Origin of the sequence: Natrinema salifodinae, from assembly GCF_900110455.1 — an archaeon.
Taxonomy (GTDB): Archaea; Halobacteriota; Halobacteria; order Halobacteriales; family Natrialbaceae; genus Natrinema; species Natrinema salifodinae.
The window spans coordinates 842,701-860,481 of sequence record NZ_FOIS01000002.1 but is presented as its reverse complement, the minus strand read 5'-3'; the positions used below and the strand labels follow the sequence as shown (position 1 = coordinate 860,481).

Genomic DNA, 17,781 nt, shown 5'->3' with positions numbered 1-17,781 from the left:
GGCGCTCTCGGATCGGCGGTCGGTGGTCGGCGATCCGGGTCGACGTCGAACCGGATCGAGACGGTTCCCGACCGGTACCGAGCGCACCCGAACGCTCTATACCGGAACTAGCAGTGGTTTTGTACCGTCTGCGCCTAGCGGACGGTGGCGACGGTGCTCGCCTGGACTATCATGGATGGCTCTGCCGACGGGACCGACGAGGGAACTGCCCACGAATACGAATCCGAATCCGCGACCGAGACCGATGGGAGCGACCCCGACGCGGTGCTGTTCGACGCCATTGTCGTCCGCTACGAGTCCGGCAACGATCGCTGCACGCTCGTGCCCCACGACGGCTCGACGACGGAGAAACTGAACGCGTGGCTGACCGCGGATCTGGAGACGGTCGTCGATCTCGACGACGCTCGGTGACGGCCGTCGACCGATAGCCGCCGAACGGTCGCCGATAGCCGCCGATCGACCGTTCGGTCCGCGGCCCGCCGTTCACTCGACTGGACCGCGCGAGCCGTTCCGAGACGGACGCGACGCGTGAAGACGACGGCGAACGCGAACCCAGCCGCTATTCGGTCACTGTGGCAACGCGAGAGAGCACTGCGGCGTCAGAAGTCAGACGTCGACGTACTGGTCGACCCACTCCTGACGGCGCTGCAGCGCGCGTCGGCCCTTCGGCGTCAGCGCGTAGTAGTTCGTCCGTCGGTCGAGTTGTCCCTTCTCGACGAGGTCCTTCTCGACGAGCGTATCGAGGTTCGGATATAGCCGGCCGTGGGTGACCGGCTGCTCGATATAGTCATTGATATCGTCGAGAATCTCCTGCCCTGACGGCCGGTCTTTCCCTGCGATCACGTACAATAGGTCACGTTGGAAGCCAGTGAGCTGGTCCATGGATCACCCTCTGAGTGACGACGTTCACCGTCCTGTGGTTTTGTTATGAAGCGGCCAAGGCGTCCGGGACGGCCTTTAACGGGAGATGAAACCGGGACAACGGTGGTCGTCGTCCGCCTGGCCGTCGCGCGTGCAGTCCGCGTCAGAACCGACCCGAACGCGAACCGCCGAGCGGGCGGAAGGCACCACGTAGAACCGCTTCCGTGCCGGTGATTCCGCCAGCCGTAGCGACGCGCGTCGGCGACGACGCATGCGTGACGCGGCGTTTTTGACGGCCACTGCCGTAGCAGCCGCTATGTCGGACGATCGACTCGCCTGGGAGACCACCGAGCGCCGAGTAGCCTACTCTTGTCCCGGTTTTGATGTTGTTAACGAATCCGTTCAACTGCCGGACGGCACTGAAACCGAGTTCGATTACCTCTCGGAACCGCCGAGCGTCTGCGTCCTGCCGTTTACCCCCGACGGCGACGTCGTCTGCATTGAGGAGTGGCGCCAGGCGGTCTCCCGGATCAGCCGCGGCCTCCCCGTCGGCGGCACCGAACCCGAAGACGACGATCTCGAGGCCGCGGCCAGGCGGGAACTTGCCGAGGAGACGGGCTACGAGGCCGAGTCGCTCGAGCCGCTCGTGACCGTCGAGCCAGCCAACGGGATCGCGGACGCCGTCTTACACTTTTTCGTCGCCCGGGGCTGTCGGCCGACCGCTGAACAGCGACTCGATCACAACGAGAGCATTCGCGTTCGGACGCGGTCGTTCGACGAGCTGACGGATGCAGTTGCGGACAACGAAATCCGCGACGGGCGGACGGTACTCGCTCTCTCGTACTATCGCCTGTTCGAGGAGCGCGGACCGGACCGAAAATAGCGCGCCGGTCCGGCGCGGGTAGTCGGCCGTCGGAACGGTGCCGACGGCACGTCGAATCACTCCGGTACCGATTCGACGCTACGGCGGTGCAACCGATCGGTTCGGCTGGTCAGCCGAGTGCCATGCCCTCGTCGCCGCCGTTAGACTCGTTGCCGCCGCCCCCGTCTGACTCGTTGTCAGATTCGTTCCCGTCGTCGGTCTGATTGCCGCCGTCGGACTGTTGCTGTTCGAGTGCGTCCTGTAGCCCCTCTGTTTCGCCGAGGGAAACGGTATCAGCGGTGACGTTTTCGATCGTCATCGTCCCCGCGGAGAGTGACGAGATCGTCTCGCCCTCAGCTCCGTCCGCGGCGGTTTCGTTGCCGTCTTCGGCTGACTCGTTGCCATCTTCGGCCGATTCGTTGCCGCCATCGGCTTCGGTCTCGTTACCGTCTTCGCCCTCGTCAGTTTCGTTTTCGCCTGCGGCCGCCTCGTCGTCGGTTTCGTTCGTCTCGTTTTCCGTCTCGTTGCCGTCTTCGGCCGTCTGGTTCCCGCCGTCCTGGCTCTCGAGGGTGTTGACGTCCATCGTCTCGACGGTGATCTCGTCGACGTCGAACTGCTCAATGGTCAGCGCCTCGATCTCTTCGCCGCCGGCGTCGGACTCGTTCGCGCCGCCGTCGCCGCCGTCGCCACCATCGCCACCGTCGCCGCCGTCACCGCCGAACAGACCGCCGACGAAGTCGGAGATACCCGAGAGGATGCCGCCCTCGTCTTCCTCGACGTTGAGGTTCTCGATCGTCAGCTGTTCGGCGTTCATCTCCTCGATCGTCAGGTCCTGGATCGTCACGTTGTCGGCGTCCTCGCCGATCACCTGGTCGATCCCGGTCGACTCGTTGCCGTCTTCGGCCGATTCGTTGCCGTCTTCGGCGGACTGGTTGCCGTCCTCCGACTCGTTGCCGCCATCAGCTTCGGTCTGGTTACCGTCTTCGGCTGACTCGTTGCCATCTTCGGCGTCGGTCTGGTTACCGTCCTCCGACTCGTTGCCGGCATCGGTCTGGTTACCGTCCATGCCGCCTCCGTCGGTCTGGAGATCGTCGACAGAAACGTTCTCGAGGGCCAGCGTCTCGAAGGAGACGTCTGAGATCGTCACTTCCTGTTGGGACTGGTTATCTCCCTCGGCGCTCTGGTTCTCAGCGCCATCGCTTTGGTTCTCGTCGCCCTCGGACTGGTTGTCTTCGCCCCCGTCTTCGGTATCGTTCAGTTCTTGTTCGAGTTCCTCGCTGTCCTCGATGCCCAGCTCTTGAACGCTGAGTTCCTCGATCGTCGCGTTCTCGACGGTGACGTTCTCGAGTTCCAGCGTCTCGACCTGTACGTTTTCGAGCGTCGCGCTCGGTGCGCTCATGTCTCCGGCATCGTCGTCCGCGGCCGCGCTCGTGGTCGTGCTACCGGCGAGGGCGGGACCCCCCGCGAGCACGACGAGCACGGCAACGAACGCGACACCGAGTGTTCGCGGTCGTGAAACCATACGCCCCGACGTACAGCCGTTCTCGGGCTAAAACGGGCAGACTGTTACGAGATTATCGTCGAGAAAATCGCCGTTGAGAATTCGGCGTGAACCGGACGTAACCGGTTTTGAGCGGCTGTGAGCCGCGCATCGCCGTCGTTTCGGACCGCCAGTCGTCCCGAATCGAGTCGGCACCAGGCGGAACCGAGCCGTTGGATTCGCGTCCCGTCGAATCCGCCGTCGGTGTCGGACCCGGCGTTGCGCCGAGTCCGTCGTTCGTCTAAGCGAGTTGTTACCGCACTTCAGGCTCGAAAAGCATCCGTTGTCGTGACGAAACGGGCCGTCGCGGCCGGTCTCGGGCCACCGCCGGCGCTAACCGCACGTCGGCGGCGGTCGGTCCACCGTCCGTCGATCGTTGGCGCGGACACGTTACCCGAGCCGGAGTTCCCTGGTCTCGACGGCGTCGCAGGTCGGGCAGATGAACTGGTAGCGGACGCGATCCCCGGTGGTGGTGACGCGCCAGCTGCCGTCGGTGTCGACGTAGCCACACGCCGGACAGCGCATTTCGGACTCGTCGAACTTCTCGCGGAGTCGTTCGAAGGGTGAACGGTAGGTCGACATATGGACGGTTAACACGTGGTAACGTATAACACTCTAGCCTTCGTGTCCGAAACGGCCAGGGTCCGAACGTGACGGGTCTTAGACGCCTGTATCGGCGATCGAAATCTCGTAATCGGAGCGATTTTGCGCCGAGGACGATCAGACGTGCGGTCGAGCGCGGGCGCGGACCGCACGGGATCGAGTACGGGCACCTCTCCGCCGAGACGCTTGCGACTGATTCGCCCATGTCCCTGGTGATCGTCACGAGCACGACGCGACAGCGAGTCCGACAGCGAGACTCGCCAGGCGTTCGCCGCCAGCCTGGCGGCGGCGCTGATCGACCGGCAGGTTGCCGCGCGTTAGCGGGCGGCCCTCGGCGGCTACGTCGAGTGGCCGCGGCCGTCGATCGGCGAGGAACTGGTCAGTCGATGGCCGTCTCGCGGCCGACGTTCTGCGAGTGCCTACGGACGACCGAGGCGAAGCGGTGTCGGCCCGTCTTCGGCGCGGAGAAGCGTACCGCTCCCGTCACAAATCGGATGAAAATCACCGCGAGAGACCTGTAGATGCCAGTTATCCCGCGGACAGTCGCCGGCGTTTATGTGGGCCGCCGTGGGAGCGGGTCGTATGCTCACGTTCGCAACTCCACTCCAGATGGGCGGCGGTGGGTTCCTGTACTGGGCGATCATTTTCTTCGTCCTCGCGATCGTCGCCGCCGCCGTCGGCGCCCGCGGCGTCGCCGGCGTTTCGATGGAGATCGCGCGCATCTTCGTACTGATCTTCATCATCCTCGCGGTGGTCGCGTTACTGTTGTAGGTCCCGAACCGTCTGCGGCGACCGCTGTCGTGCGGTTCGACCGCTCGCACGTCGCGGCATCCATGTCGACTGCAGCCGCGACGTGAGTACCGTCGGTTACGCGACTGCAGGACGTGCCAGTTCGCGGGAGAGTCAGCAACGGATCCGTCGCGGGCGTTCCCGCGAGAATCCGCACGTCGGTTCCGCCAGCGCCGTAATCGAATCCGGTTACCGGTGGGAGGGAACGCCTAACACGATAGGCGTTGTAGATAAGAGCGAGCGTTTACCATGACCGAACTCGGTGGATTCCAAGATAGGGTCGCTCGCATCGATCTCTCGGACGGGGAGGTCGCGTACGAGTCGATCGACGACGAGGACGCGAAGAAGTATATCGGTGCGCGCGGCTTGGGGGTAAAGTACGTCTTCGAACAGGGACCGGACGTTGATCCGCTCGGACCCGACAACCTGCTCGCGTTCATGAACGGCCCGCTGTCGGGCACCCAAGTGACCATGAGCGGCCGGATCGCCGTCTGTACGAGATCGCCGCTGACCGGCACCGTCACCGACAGCCACCAGGGCGGCTGGTCGGGCGCCCGACTCAAGTGGGCCGGCTTCGACGGCCTACTCTTCGAGGGCCAGGCGGACGAACCGGTCTACGCCGTCGTCGAGGACGGCGAGGTCGAACTTCGGGACGCCTCGCACCTCTGGGGGATGGGCTTCCACGAAACCCGCGACGCGATCGAAGAGGAGGTCGAGGGCTCCTACGGCAAGAACCTGAGCATCATGGGGATCGGTCCCGGTGGCGAGAATCAGGTTCGCTACGCCACGATCATGAACGAGGACGACCGCGCCTCGGGTCGGGGCGGCACCGGCTGCGTCGCCGGCTCGAAGAACCTCAAGGCGGTCGTCGTCAAGTCGAACACGCGGATGCCCAAACCGGCCGATTCGGAGACGTTCCGGGAGGGTCACCAGCAGGCGATGCAGGCCATCCAAGAGTCGGAGGTCACCGCGCCCAACGAGGGCGGGCTCTCGAAGTTCGGGACGAACGTCCTGATGAACCTCACCGAGGAGATGTCCGGGCTCCCGACGCGCAACGGGAAGTACACCTCGACCGGGGACGCCCGCGACGACGGCTGGGCCGGCGACGAGTTCGACTCCGAGCAGGTCTCCGGCGAGAACGTCCGCGAGAACATCCTCGTCGACGAACCCACGTGTCACTCCTGTCCGGTCGCCTGTAAGAAGGAGGTCGAAGTTCAGGCGATGCACAAGGGCGAGGAGATGAACGTCCGGACGGAGTCCTACGAGTACGAGTCGGCGTTCGCGCTCGGCCCGAACTCCGGCCACACCGACCGCGACGACATCGCCCTGATGATCGACCGCTGTAACGACATGGGCGTCGACACCATCGAAGTGGGCAACATGATGGCGATGGCCATGGAGATGACCGAGGAGGGCAAACTCGACGACCTCAACGATGTCGACGGGCAAAGCCCGTCTGCTCGTGGGACAGAGTCCCACGCTGGCCTCGACTGGGGCGACTCCGAGGAGATGGTCGACATGATCGAGCGGATCGCTCACCGCGAGGACGACCTGGCGGACCTCCTGGCCGAGGGCGCCGACCGGATCGCGGAGATGCGAGACGCCCGCGAGAACTCCCTGGCGGTCAAGGGCCAGACGATTCCGGCCTACGACCCCCGCTGCATGAAGGGCATGGGGATCGGCTACGCCACCTCAAACCGCGGGGCCTGCCACCTGCGCGGGTACACGCCCGCCGCCGAGATTCTGGGCATTCCCGAGAAGGTCGACCCCTACGAGTGGGAGGGCAAGGGCGAGCTCACCGCCCAGTTCCAGGATCTGCACGCCATCTCCGACAGCTTCGACATCTGCAAGTTCAACGCCTTCGCTGAGGGCATCGAGGAGTACGTCACCCAGTACAACGGGATGACCGGCCGCGACGTCACCGAGGACGACCTCCTCGAGGCCGGCGAACGGGTCTACAACTTGGAGCGCTACTACAACAACCTCGCCGGGTTCGACGGGACCGACGACTCGCTGCCGGACCGCTTCCTCGCGGACGGTATCCCCGGCCAGGGCGCCTCCGAGGGCGAGTACTGCGAGCTCGAGCGGATGAAAGAGGAGTACTACGACTACCGCGGCTGGGTCGACGGCGTCGTCCCCGACGAGAAACTCGACGACCTTGGAATCGAGATCGGCCCCGGTACCGGCGTCAGCACGGGCGAGGGCGGTGCCGCGGCACCGAGCGACGACTGATCGCCGCCGATCGCGTCACGGTTTCTCATTTCTCACCCCTCGAGAGTGACGATGCTCCCCGTTCGATACAACTTCGGTCTGTACCACTGGCGGCGGCGATGCCGGGCGGTCGGCGCCGCGATCGCCGTCGCCGTCCTCGCGCTCGTCGCCAGGCGGCGGACTGACGATTCCCGCGGGCGGCTCGCTGCGGGTCTCGTCGCGACGGGGGCGGCCGTCCACGCGGGCACGATACTCGAATCGTTGCTCTCCCCGCCGCCGTGGGCGATCGAACGCGGCAAGTACGACGCCCTCGCGGCGCGACTCCCGCTCGATCGCGCCGATCGGATCCTCGACGTGGGCTGCGGGACCGGGCGCTCGCTCGTCGGACTCGCACCTCACGTCCCGCCTGGCCGGACCGTGATCGGCCTCGACGTCTTCGACGATCGGGTCATCTTCGGCAACGGGCCGGCGCTCGCGCGCCGGAACGGAACGCGGGCCGGCCTGGCGGTCGAACCGATCGCCGGTGACGCGGCGGCGCTGCCGCTGGCGACCGATTCGGTCGACGTCGTCACCGCCTGTCGGGTTCTCCACGACCTCGACGCGCGGGACGTCGATCGGACGCTGCGTGAGAGCCGGCGCGTCTGCGAGCCCGACGGGACGCTCGGCGTGCTCGAACTCCCGCTGGTTCCCGACGGCGTCGATCGCGAGCCGGAGGGGTACTGGCGGGAGCGCGTGTCGGCGGCGGGCTTTCGGATCGAGACGGTCGATCGGATCGAGCGCGGCCGGTCCGACGAGCCGTATCTCGTGCTCGTCGCGACGCCGGCGTCGGCTGCCGACCGGTGATACGCGGGACCTGCTACTACCAGGGAGAGCCATCTGCGCTCGTATCGACCGCCTACCGCTGCCGTCGCGGCGTCGCTTTCGACGAGTTACAATTCGAGAGTTGGAACGCGAGCGGGAGGTTTATTTGTCGAACCGATGACTGGATTTAGATATTCCTTATAGGTCTGGAATTCTTCGATAAGCATTATCAAATCAGGAGATGGCAGTAGGTGTGCAGTGGTAGCATGAAACAAATACGCACTGCGTCACGAACGACGGTTGCGGACCGGCGTGACCTGACGACGAGACTCGGAGTCGATGTACCGGGGGACGGTCCTCTCACGTGGGACTCGCTCGCAGGGAAGGTCGAATCGCAGACCGACTCGGCGCTGGCCTCCTGCGGGGAAGCAATCCGAGCCGATCTCGGGGCGCAACTCGACCGCGAACTGATCGAACGGGAGCGCGAGAACGTTGCGGACGAGATCCAACGCTTGTCGGCCGTCCGCGATGTCGGCGTCCCCGACGTACCTGAGGGACTGTATACTGAGGTAGCGGCACCGGGCTGGCACCTCTACGACCACTTGCTCGATGTCGGCTTCTTCGAGAGTGTAGACGAGAACCTGCCGCGGTTCACGGCGGACCACATCGAGCACACGACGCGCGAACTGGTCCTGACCGAGCCGCTGTCGGCGGCGCTCGACGATGTCGGGTTCGACGAATCGGAGAAGACGGCGATTCTAACGGCGGTCGCGAACAACGACGAGCGACTCGCGCGCTGGGTCCCCTCGAACCAGATCCCCGACGGGGTCGAGTTCGACACCGAAAACGTGCCGCCGCTTCATCAGCGCGCGATGGGCGGCGTCCTGCTGTGGATCAACGGGCTGGACAGGCACCTCTGGCAGAACGAGGTGCTCGTCACCGACGACATCCTCGACGACGCGGCCAGGTACGTGAAGGCGATGCTGGGCGGGCTGTTCGTCTCGGCGACCGCCGCCTGCGATCTCGCCGGCGGGGGCGAGGGCGAAGACCGGTTCACGGACGAACAGCTGACAGCCGCGTTCACCGCTGGCGCGGCCGTCCAGATCATCAGCCAGGAAGAGCTGTTGCACGACGTGTTCTACATCACGGACGAGAAACGCGCGCCGAGCGAACTGAGGTGATTTTAAATGGCACTTCGCAACGATAAGGCGGTACAAGCCGCCCGAGACATCGAACTGAGAGAGATCGAGGACGGCTATACGCTGGTCGGGGGCCCCGAGGAATCGATCACCGAGCAGCACGATCCCGAGCGCATTCCTGAGCAGGACGTCGACCAGGAGATGCTGAGTAATACCGGGGAGAATCCCCGGTCGTGGTTGATGTACGGCGGGAACTACGAGCAACATCGAGTCACGACCGCCGACGCTATCACGCCCGACAACGTCGACGATCTCGAACTCGAGTACGAGCTGTCGGTCGGGACGGGTTCGAGCATGGAGGGGACGCCGATCGTCGTTCCGGGCGATCCCCCGGTCATGTACCAGACGAACGGCCCGAACCACATGAAGGCGATCGACCCCCGCGAGGGGGAGGTCCTCTGGAGCTACACCTACGCGGTTCCGATGGGCGTCGAGCTGTGCTGCGACGACAACAACCGCGGCGCCGCCGTCTACGGCGACAAGGTCTACATGACGACGCTCGACTCGGGCGTCGTCGCCTTGGACCGTTACACCGGCGAAGAGGAGTGGTACACGAGTACCGGCGAACACGAAGTCGGGTACTCCGCGACGTGGGCCCCAGTGATCTACGACGGGACGATCTACACGGGCAGCGCCGGCGGCGAGTACGGCGTCCTCGGATTCGTCGCCGCGCTCGACGCGGAGAGCGGCGACATGCTCTGGCAGAACGATACGCTCCCGGAAGACGAGTGGATCGGCCAGAGCCGCGAGCACGGCTGCGGCACGACCTGGATGACGCCGACGATCGACGAGGAGCGGGACGTCCTTTACACGGCGGTCGCGAATCCCGGACCGGACTTCGACGGGACGGTCCGGCCGGGACCGAACTTCCCCACCTGTGGGACCATCTCGCTGGACTTGGAGAGCGGCGAGTTCCAGTGGGGCTTCCAGAGCAGTCCGCACGACGTCTGGGACTACGACGCGGTCGCGCCGCGAGTGCTGTTGCGCGACGTAGACGTCGACGACGGGCCGTCGGAGATGGTCGTCGGGTCCGACAAGACCGGCTGGGTGTACATGATGGACGCCGAGTCCGGCCAACTCCACGAACGCAGCGAGGAGATCTGCCAACACATCAATATGTGGGAGATGATTCCCCACATCAGCGAGGACGAACGCGTCCCGTTCGTCCCCGGCGCGCCTGGCGGCAACGACTGGCAGCCACCGTCGTACAACCCCGAGACCGGGTACGTGTACGTCGTCCACCAGAACTACCCGCAGGACCTCTACTGGCGGTACGAGGAGTACAGCGAGGGTAATCCCTACTGGGGCGGCGGCCTGGCCGATCCGGCCGAGGAGTTCCCCGACGAGTGGAACGACTCGATCACCGCCTTCGCGGCGGTCGATCCGGCGACGGGCGAGCGCGTCTGGCGCGACTGGATCGAGAGCGAAGACGAGTACTACATGTGGGGCGGCTCGATGTCGACCGCGACGGGACTCGTGTTCAACGGGACCCAGAACGGTGTCCTCGTCGCCTACGACGGCGAGAGCGGCGACCGCCTCTGGGAGTACGAGTTCGACGTGCCGATCAGCGCCTCGCCGATGAGCTGGTACGACCCCGGCGAGGAGAAACAGTACGTCGCCGTCCAGGTCGGCGGCAGCGGTTGGCTCCGTCAGGGAGATCGCGGCGACACGCTCGCCGTGTTCTCGATGGACGCCTGAACACCACGATAGCACTCACACAACTATGTCAAACGAAAAGCAATCACGCGAAGACGTTTCCCGTCGCGGGGTACTGAAGGGGGCGGCGATCGCCGGCACGGCTGCGATGGCCGGCACCGCTGGCGCCTACCGCGACGAGATCGATTTCCGGCTTCCGGCTACGCAGAACGACGGAGAGGGACGGACGCTCTCGTTAGTGGGTCTCGTCGGTGGCTGGCAAGGCGTCGCGCCGGCGGAAATCGACGGCGCCTCCAACCCGACGCTGCGACTGATCGAAGGCGAAGAAAACGAAGTCGTCTGGACGAACGGCGACGGTTCGCGGCACAACTTCGTCCTCGAGGACGAGAACGGCGAGGTGGTCGAAGCGACGGACTTCGTCGAGGAGCAAGGCGAATCCACCTCGCTCACGTTCACTCCCGAAGAGGGAGTGGCGGAGTACTACTGCATGCCGCACCCGGTCCAGATGCGCGGCCCGGTCGAACTGGTCAGTCCGGACGAGGTCCGGGAACTCCGGGTTCAGGTCGAAGACGAGGAGGGGAACCCCCTCGAGGCCGAGGTGTTCCTCAGGACCCCCTCCGAGGAGTACCACGCGTTCTCCGATATCGCCGCGCGACCCGCCCCGCCGGAGGAGGAACAGTCCCAACGGGAGCCAGGCGACGACGAAGGCGGAAACGAGACGGGCGGGAACGAGACGGGAGGGAACGAAACGGCCGGAAACGAAACGGCCGGAAACGAAACGGCCGGAAACGAAACGGCCGGAAACGAATCGGACATGGGCGGCGCCCAAGAGGAAGAGACGCCGGCCGAGGAGGACGCGCCGGCGGTCGCCCGGTTCGATATGCTCCAGGACGGCGAGTACAACCTCGAAGTCTGGACCTACGGCCACGAACGGGTCACCGACACGGTGTCGGTCGACGGCGACGGTCAGGAGGTCACGGTCACGGTCCCGGCGATCGAAACGGGTGACCCGACCGAGACCTACTCGTTCGCGCTCGAGGAGGGCCAGTGGGTCGGCGTCGAACCCGATGATATCGCCGACGAGGAGAACCCGCCGCTCGAACTCGAGGCGGGCGAGACGTACGCGGTCGAGTGGGAGAACGCGCTCGGTCGTCACCAGCCCGAAGCGGAAAACATGACCTTCGAACCGCTGCCCGGCCACAACTTCGTGATCGCCAGCGGCGGCGACACCAACGAGTGGAGCACGTACGTCCGGTCGAACTTCACCAGCGAGGAGGGCGAGACCCAGACCGTCGAATTCGTCGCCCAAGAGGATATGGGCGTCTACCTCGATCAGTCGCAACTCGATGCGGTCGGCGAGATCACCGTTCAAGGCGAAACCGAAGCGACGGGCGAGATCCAGCAAGAGGAGATCGAACGGGGCGGTGACGGGATGGGCGGTAACGAGACCGCAGACATGGACGGAAACGAGACCGGGGACGGTAACGAGACCGCCGAGGCGGAGGGCAACGAAACGAACGGCGACTGATACCGGTTCTCCGCCCGGCGGCGCTCGCTTTTCTTCGGTGCGATCCGAACGCGGTAGAGCGCCTGGTACGCGTCGAGAACCGGCCGAATCTGCCGTCCGTGCCGGAGATCGATGACCGCCGAACTCGAGGCGGCCGTTACGCGGAGAGTTCGTCGAATTTGTCGACGCCCGACTCCGCGACGTCCATGTCCTGCTCGACCGCGCCCCCGCTGACGCCGATCGCCCCGACGACGTCGCCGTCTCGCATCAACGGGTAGCCGCCGCCGAAAATGACCATCCGTCCCTGGTTGGTGTTCTGCAAGCCGTACAGCGATTCGCCCGGTCGGGTCGGATCGGCCAGGTCGTGCGTCGGCATGTCCAGGGCGGCCGCCGTGTAGGCTTTGTTTCGCGAAATATCGACCGACGCGAGCCACGCGCCGTCCATCCGGTGTTGGGCGATAAGGTTCCCCTCGGAATTCGCGACCGTGATCACCATGGGATTGTCGATCTCCGCCGCCCGTTGCTCTGCCGCGTCGATGATTTCCTTCGCCGTGTCGAGACTCACTGTATCAACCATGCGGTCTCTTACCACAGTATGAGGCAATATAAATATCCATTGTAAAAAACATAATATATTCGATTGATGTGAGTATATTTTGGAGTCATCAAGCGGCGGTACTCTCCAGTCACACGAGCGTTGATGAACGGCGGCAGTCACACGAACATTTACAACGGCGTCTGTGGACGGTTCACTGAGGGTCGATACCAAATGTCAATGAACGCCGTCGTATATCAGGGACCGCACGATGTCGCCGTCGAAGAGGTCGATGAACCTGAGATCGAACACGAGAACGACGTTATCGTCGACATCACGACGACGTGCATCTGTGGCTCGGATCTCCACATGTACGAGGGGCGAACCTCGGCCGATCCGGGGATCGTCTTCGGTCACGAAAACCAGGGAATCGTGAGCGAGGTCGGCGACGCCGTCACGACGCTCGAAGAGGGCGACCGCGTCGTAATGCCGTTCAACGTGGCCTGCGGGTTCTGTCGGAACTGTGAGAACGGCTACACCGGTTTCTGCACCAACGTCAATCCCGGCTTCGCCGGCGGCGCGTACGGGTACGTCGCGATGGGGCCGTACAAAGGTGGCCAGGCCGAGAAACTTCGGGTGCCGTACGCCGACTTCAACGCGCTGAAACTGCCGGAGGGCGACGAACACGAGGACGCCTTCGCGCTCCTCGCGGACATCTTCCCGACGGGATGGCACGGTACCCGACTCGCGAACCTGGATCCGGGCGAATCGATCGCGATCTTCGGGGCCGGCCCCGTCGGCCTGATGGCCGCCTACAGCGCCAAGATCCAGGGCGCATCGGAGATCTACGTCGTCGACCGCGTCGAGAGTCGCCTCGAGTTGGCCGAAGACCACTGCGACGCCCGCCCGATCAACTTCGAGGAGAGCGATCCCGTCGAACAGATCAAAGACGCCCACGGCGGCGGCGTGGACGCGGGCGTCGACGCCGTCGGGTATCAAGCGATCGACCCCGAGACCGATCCGACCGACGACGCCTACGATCCGGCCCGAGAAAACCCCGCGATCGTACTCAACCAGCTCATCCAGACCATCCGTCCGACCGGCAATCTCGGCATTCCGGGACTGTACGTCCCGTCGGACCCCGGCGCTCCCGACGAGATGGCGGCCCAGGGCCGACTCGGGATCGACTTCGGCAAGGCCTTCGAGAAGGGACTGAAGCTGGGTACCGGCCAGACGAACGTCAAGCAGTACAATCGGGAGCTGCGAGACATGATCATCGAGGGGCGCGCCGACCCCAGCTGGGTCGTCTCCCACCGCGTCGACCTCGAGCAGGCGCCGGAGATGTACGAGAAGTTCGACGAGCGCGAAGAAGGCGTCATCAAAGTCTTGCTCGAACCGTAACCGGTTCGACGGCGGCTCCGATCGGAGCCGCGTTTCGGGACCGAACGGACCGAGACCCTGCTCGGTACGCGAGCGAGCGCGGCTTCAGCTCCGTAGCCACGTTGTCGGGTGTTCGTCGCGAAGGTGATCCTGATACCGTTTGATCAGTTCCGGGTAGGACCCCGCAACCGCGTGCCACTCGCAGTGATCGCACTCACGCTCGATCGTGTCGTCCGCGCTACTGACGTATTCGCCTCTTCGATTCATGCTCCTCATCACTCCCTCGGAAGGTCGTCGCTCGTCCGGCGCATCCGGTGGTCACTCGCGTTCGATGCTGCCACAACTTCGCCCTGTTGCTTGCGATCCGAGCGAGTCCGATCGCCGTCCGTTCCGATAGCGGGTTTCGATCACGATTCGGTACCGTCGAGGATGCCCCGTCGCGCTCCGGAATGAGTGAGGTGCCCGCGATCTCGCCGGCCGCTCGATCGGAGAAACGGGTATACCGTCGACCGACGTAGCCGGATGCATGTGCCAGTACTGCAACTACTCCTTTCACGACGGTTGGACGCGGTTGCTCGAGTACGACGACATCTATCAGAACGCCCTCCCCGACCGGACGACAGATCGGTCGACCCACGGCTTTCACGAGTCCTGGGAGGAACTCAGCGACGAGCTGGAGCTGTAGGGCCGTGCGGATAGCGGCTACAGCGGGAACGGATCGGCCGCCGCGTCCACCGTCTCCGGGTCGGGACCCTCGACCAAACATGCCTCGAGTTCCGTCCGAATTCGATCTTCGTTCATCTCCCGGCCGATGAACACCAGCCGCGTGCGCCGGTCGTCGTCCGGCCGCCACTCGCCGATCGGGCCCGCCCTGACGGACGGCCCAGCCTGGCTGACGCCGATCACCTCGTCGCGGTTCGCGACGTGGCAGACGCCTTTCGCTCGAATAATCGCGCCGTCCCAGTCCTCGAGCCAGGCGGCGAGTTGCTCCGGGTGGAACGGTCGGTCGGATCGGAAGACGAACGACGAAACGCCGTGCCGTTCGGCCGTGCTCGGTCCCGCGTCGTGGTCGTGTCCTTCTCCGCGCAGGTGGCGTTTCCACCCCTGGGAGCGTTTCGCCGTCGCGAAGTCGAACTGGCCGGTGTCGAGGATGACGTCCGGATCCACCTCGGAGTAGGTCGTTCGGAGTCGCTTCGCCCGCGGCTGGAGGGTCTCGACGACCGCTTCGATCTCCTCGAGGACGTCGTCCGGAACCATGTCGGACTTGTTGAGGAGCAAGACGTCGCAGAACTCGATCCCCTCGACGAGGACCTCGCTCAATGGCCTATCTTCGTCGGGTTGAGCGCCCTCCGGCAACTGCTCCCCGGCGTCGAACTCCTTCCAGAACCCGTAGGTGTCGAGGACGGTCACCATCGTGTCCAACCGGAACAGGCTCGTCGGGTCCACGTCGCTCTCGTCCGTTCCCTCGGTGAATACTTGCGCGACGGGAATCGGTTCGCTAATCCCCGAGGATTCGACCAGCAGGTAGTCGAACGTTCGGCTTTCGGCCAACTGGGCCGCTTCCGCGAGGAGATCCCCCTGTAACCGACAGCAGATGCAGCCGTTCGAGAGGTCCACGATGCCCTCGTCGTCGTTGGTTCGCGCGATCAGTTCCGCGTCGATATTCACTTCCCCCATATCGTTGACGATCACCGCTACCCGCCGATCCCCCGGATTCGACAGTACGTGGTTGATCAGCGTCGTCTTCCCCGCGCCGAGGTAGCCGCTGACGACGGTTACGGGAATTCTGTTGTTGTGAGCCATACGGTGTCAGATACCACGACGGGGACGGTACTAAGTGACCGGGCGAACCGCACCGACTGTATCGGGCGGAGACGGTTCTGCACGGATTCAGGAACGGCCCCGAGACGGTTCCTCGTCCGAGGCGGTGAGCGCCAGCCCGTCGAGTACGTCGTCGATTCCGCGGAGGAGCAGGGCCGCTCCCTCGACAGTCACGGCTCGACGCGGTCGGCGCGCTCAGCGGCAAGTAGTTCACCCGTCCGCTCCGTTTTCGCCGCCGCTCACTCCCCCTCGAGGGGTGCTCCGCGTCGATCGATTCGGGTCGCGGGCAGTCCGGCCCGATCGGCGTGCTCGCGGATCGCGTCTTCGCCCTCGGCCCGGTAGTGACAGAACGTGCCCGTAACCCGGCCGTCCTCGTCGGTCATCACTTCCGATTCGACCCAGCGGATGGCGACGTCCTCGTCGCGCAGTTCCGAGAGCGCCTGGCCGGACTGCTCGCCGGCGGCCTCGAGTTCGTCCGCGGTGATCGGTTCGTCGAGCGATCGCAGGATCAGGAAGTCGGTCAGGTCCTCGTCGGTGGTCGCCTGGTCGGTCATGTGGTCCGACCGGCCGTTTGCCGCCCATGATAATGAATGTCACATCCATTCTCGGCTCGCGAGACGGACCGATCGTCCCCGGTGTCGACTCGTCGCCCATCGAACTGCGACCGCCGACTCACACCTCACCGCCGAGTCGCGCGGTCGCGTCGTCGAACTCCTCGCGGGTATTGACGTTCTCGAACGTTTCGAGCGCGGCGTACTCGCGGACCTCGTCCTCGTCGACGACGACGTAATCGAGGTCGAACAGCGGTTCGACGATCCGGCGCTCGTCGCGCTCGAGCGCGCGCTCGCAGGCCGCAGCCATCGGCTCGGCCCGGTAGACGGCCTGGGTGGTCTGGAACCACTGGTCGTCGAGCCGCGGGACCGCGGCGTCGCGGCCCGCCGCGCGCTCGAAGAGGTGGTCGACGAGATCCGGTTCGACGAAGGGCATGTCACAGGCGACGATGACGGCGTACTCGGTCGCGGTCTCGCGCAGCCCGGTCATGATGCCCGCCATCGGTCCGCGGTCGGGGATCGGATCGACCGCGAACGACGCCGCCGGCCCGCCGTCGAGCGCGTCCCGGATCGCCGGCACCTGATCCTCCCGGCAGTTGATCACGAACTCGTCGACCGCCGGCTCGATCCGATCGACGACCCGGCGGATCATCGGCGTGCCAGCGAGTTCGGCGACGGCCTTGTCCTCGTCGCCAAAGCGGGTCGAGTGGCCGCCGGCGACGATCAGGCCCGTCCGCTCGTCGCGCCCGGTTTTGGGGGTCATACTCGACGGTTCGTCCAGCGGGGGCAAAAGCCTCCGGTCGCGTCGTCACGAATCGCTTCGCCTCGTTCGGACTCGTCACTCCGACGACGCCAGGCGCCACAGCGCACGATACAGCGACGGGAGGTCGCAGTCGAAGCGATCGGCGAGCGCTCGACACCGCTCGAGGTAGTCCTCGTACGCCGGAACCGACGGCGGATCCGGGTAGGACCGGTCGAGTTCGCCGGCCTCACGGAGCGTCGCCCACACGCGGGGGCCGACGACGACGTATTCGTCCGGCTCGATGAACGCGAGGAACGCGGACGCGACGGGGACATCGACCGCGTCGAGGTCGGTCAGCCGATCGAGTCCCGTCGCGGCGTCAGTTGCGGCGACGGCGTCCGCGATCGCTGCCCGGACGGCCTCGAAGTCGTTCTCCCGAAACGCCTCCTCCGCCGCCCGGCGCTCCCGGTCGGGGTAGTCGCCCAGGAACCGCCGGTAGTACCACCTGACGACCCAGGCCGCGTCCCGCCGGCCGTACTCGCCCGACGCGAACGCCGCTGGGAGCGTCTCGATCTGTTCCCGTTCGACCGTGTCCAGCGGCTCATTCTCTCGGTATTCACGGGCTTTCGCTGCGACGAGCGAACGACTCAGCTCCATCGTGCGACTATCTCGCACGGACCGTCGTCAGCGTTTCCCCGATTCTCCTCCCGCGAGCGGCGATTC

The 17,781-nt window shown here is 65.2% G+C and carries 18 protein-coding genes and 1 pseudogene; 11 read left to right on the top strand and 8 right to left on the bottom strand.

What is annotated here, in order from left to right; translation table 11 throughout:
• Window positions 1-144: 144 nt before the first annotated feature.
• Complete coding sequence (locus tag BMY29_RS09600) at window positions 145-411, top strand: DUF7511 domain-containing protein (RefSeq protein ID WP_049990161.1); 267 nt, start codon at window positions 145-147, stop codon at window positions 409-411.
• A gap of 195 nt (window positions 412-606) precedes the next feature.
• Here BMY29_RS09600 and BMY29_RS09595 read toward each other — a convergent pair whose 3' ends face one another.
• On the bottom strand, window positions 607-882 hold the full coding sequence (locus tag BMY29_RS09595) for a PadR family transcriptional regulator (RefSeq protein ID WP_049990162.1): 276 nt from the start codon (window positions 880-882) through the stop codon (window positions 607-609).
• A 295-nt stretch (window positions 883-1,177) separates the two neighbouring features.
• Between BMY29_RS09595 and BMY29_RS09590 the strand changes: the two genes are divergently transcribed.
• On the top strand, window positions 1,178-1,744 hold the full coding sequence (locus tag BMY29_RS09590) for an NUDIX hydrolase (protein WP_049990163.1): 567 nt from the start codon (window positions 1,178-1,180) through the stop codon (window positions 1,742-1,744).
• Between the two features lie 109 nt (window positions 1,745-1,853).
• On the opposite strand, the gene BMY29_RS09585 is transcribed toward BMY29_RS09590, so the two are convergent.
• Together BMY29_RS09585 and BMY29_RS09580 are read right to left on the bottom strand one after the other, a co-directional pair.
• Window positions 1,854-3,245 carry a hypothetical protein gene (locus BMY29_RS09585; RefSeq protein WP_049990164.1) on the bottom strand — a complete coding sequence of 464 codons (1,392 nt, stop codon included), beginning with the start codon at window positions 3,243-3,245 and terminating at the stop codon, window positions 1,854-1,856.
• Between the two features lie 408 nt (window positions 3,246-3,653).
• Window positions 3,654-3,845 carry an HVO_0649 family zinc finger protein gene (locus tag BMY29_RS09580; protein ID WP_049990165.1) on the bottom strand — a complete coding sequence of 64 codons (192 nt, stop codon included), beginning with the start codon at window positions 3,843-3,845 and terminating at the stop codon, window positions 3,654-3,656.
• 267 nt (window positions 3,846-4,112) lie between these two features.
• Between BMY29_RS09580 and BMY29_RS21435 the strand changes: the two are divergent.
• The 7 genes and pseudogenes from BMY29_RS21435 to BMY29_RS09550 all read left to right on the top strand — a co-directional run.
• Window positions 4,113-4,387 (top strand): annotated as a pseudogene (locus BMY29_RS21435) (helix-turn-helix domain-containing protein); the annotation flags it as partial.
• 61 nt (window positions 4,388-4,448) lie between these two features.
• Window positions 4,449-4,637, top strand: a complete 189-nt coding sequence (locus tag BMY29_RS09575) for a DUF1328 family protein (RefSeq protein WP_049990166.1) — start codon at window positions 4,449-4,451, stop codon at window positions 4,635-4,637.
• A gap of 267 nt (window positions 4,638-4,904) precedes the next feature.
• Window positions 4,905-6,887 (top strand): aldehyde ferredoxin oxidoreductase family protein, encoded by a 1,983-nt coding sequence (locus tag BMY29_RS09570; RefSeq protein ID WP_049990167.1) that lies wholly within the window; start codon window positions 4,905-4,907, stop codon window positions 6,885-6,887.
• Window positions 6,888-6,938: 51 nt separating this feature from the next.
• The gene (locus tag BMY29_RS09565; RefSeq protein ID WP_049990205.1) at window positions 6,939-7,709 is read left to right on the top strand and encodes a class I SAM-dependent methyltransferase; all 771 of its coding nucleotides are present in this window, start codon (window positions 6,939-6,941) and stop codon (window positions 7,707-7,709) included.
• Between the two features lie 224 nt (window positions 7,710-7,933).
• Entirely contained in the window at window positions 7,934-8,848 is a 915-nt protein-coding gene (locus tag BMY29_RS09560) for a hypothetical protein (RefSeq protein WP_049990168.1), read from the top strand.
• 6 nt (window positions 8,849-8,854) lie between these two features.
• Window positions 8,855-10,564 carry a pyrroloquinoline quinone-dependent dehydrogenase gene (locus tag BMY29_RS09555; protein WP_049990169.1) on the top strand — a complete coding sequence of 570 codons (1,710 nt, stop codon included), beginning with the start codon at window positions 8,855-8,857 and terminating at the stop codon, window positions 10,562-10,564.
• Between the two features lie 25 nt (window positions 10,565-10,589).
• Entirely contained in the window at window positions 10,590-12,050 is a 1,461-nt protein-coding gene (locus tag BMY29_RS09550) for a plastocyanin/azurin family copper-binding protein (protein ID WP_049990170.1), read from the top strand.
• Window positions 12,051-12,186: 136 nt separating this feature from the next.
• On the opposite strand, the gene BMY29_RS09545 is transcribed toward BMY29_RS09550, so the two are convergent.
• Entirely contained in the window at window positions 12,187-12,606 is a 420-nt protein-coding gene (locus tag BMY29_RS09545) for a GlcG/HbpS family heme-binding protein (RefSeq protein WP_049990171.1), read from the bottom strand.
• Window positions 12,607-12,804: 198 nt separating this feature from the next.
• Here BMY29_RS09545 and BMY29_RS09540 point away from each other — a divergent pair, with 198 nt between their 5' ends.
• Both BMY29_RS09540 and BMY29_RS21015 read left to right on the top strand, forming a co-directional pair.
• Complete coding sequence (locus BMY29_RS09540) at window positions 12,805-13,965, top strand: glutathione-independent formaldehyde dehydrogenase (RefSeq protein WP_049990172.1); 1,161 nt, start codon at window positions 12,805-12,807, stop codon at window positions 13,963-13,965.
• Window positions 13,966-14,470: 505 nt separating this feature from the next.
• Window positions 14,471-14,629 (top strand): hypothetical protein, encoded by a 159-nt coding sequence (locus BMY29_RS21015; RefSeq protein ID WP_173424905.1) that lies wholly within the window; start codon window positions 14,471-14,473, stop codon window positions 14,627-14,629.
• 17 nt (window positions 14,630-14,646) lie between these two features.
• Here BMY29_RS21015 and BMY29_RS09535 read toward each other — a convergent pair whose 3' ends face one another.
• From BMY29_RS09535 to BMY29_RS09520, 4 genes are all read right to left on the bottom strand, one after another.
• On the bottom strand, window positions 14,647-15,747 hold the full coding sequence (locus BMY29_RS09535; RefSeq protein ID WP_049990173.1) for a CobW family GTP-binding protein: 1,101 nt from the start codon (window positions 15,745-15,747) through the stop codon (window positions 14,647-14,649).
• 257 nt (window positions 15,748-16,004) lie between these two features.
• Complete coding sequence (locus BMY29_RS09530; protein ID WP_049990174.1) at window positions 16,005-16,319, bottom strand: DUF4242 domain-containing protein; 315 nt, start codon at window positions 16,317-16,319, stop codon at window positions 16,005-16,007.
• Window positions 16,320-16,437: 118 nt separating this feature from the next.
• The gene (locus BMY29_RS09525) at window positions 16,438-17,079 is read right to left on the bottom strand and encodes a molybdenum cofactor guanylyltransferase (RefSeq protein ID WP_049990175.1); all 642 of its coding nucleotides are present in this window, start codon (window positions 17,077-17,079) and stop codon (window positions 16,438-16,440) included.
• 75 nt (window positions 17,080-17,154) lie between these two features.
• Window positions 17,155-17,715, bottom strand: a complete 561-nt coding sequence (locus BMY29_RS09520) for a hypothetical protein (RefSeq protein ID WP_049990176.1) — start codon at window positions 17,713-17,715, stop codon at window positions 17,155-17,157.
• Window positions 17,716-17,781: the final 66 nt, after the last annotated feature.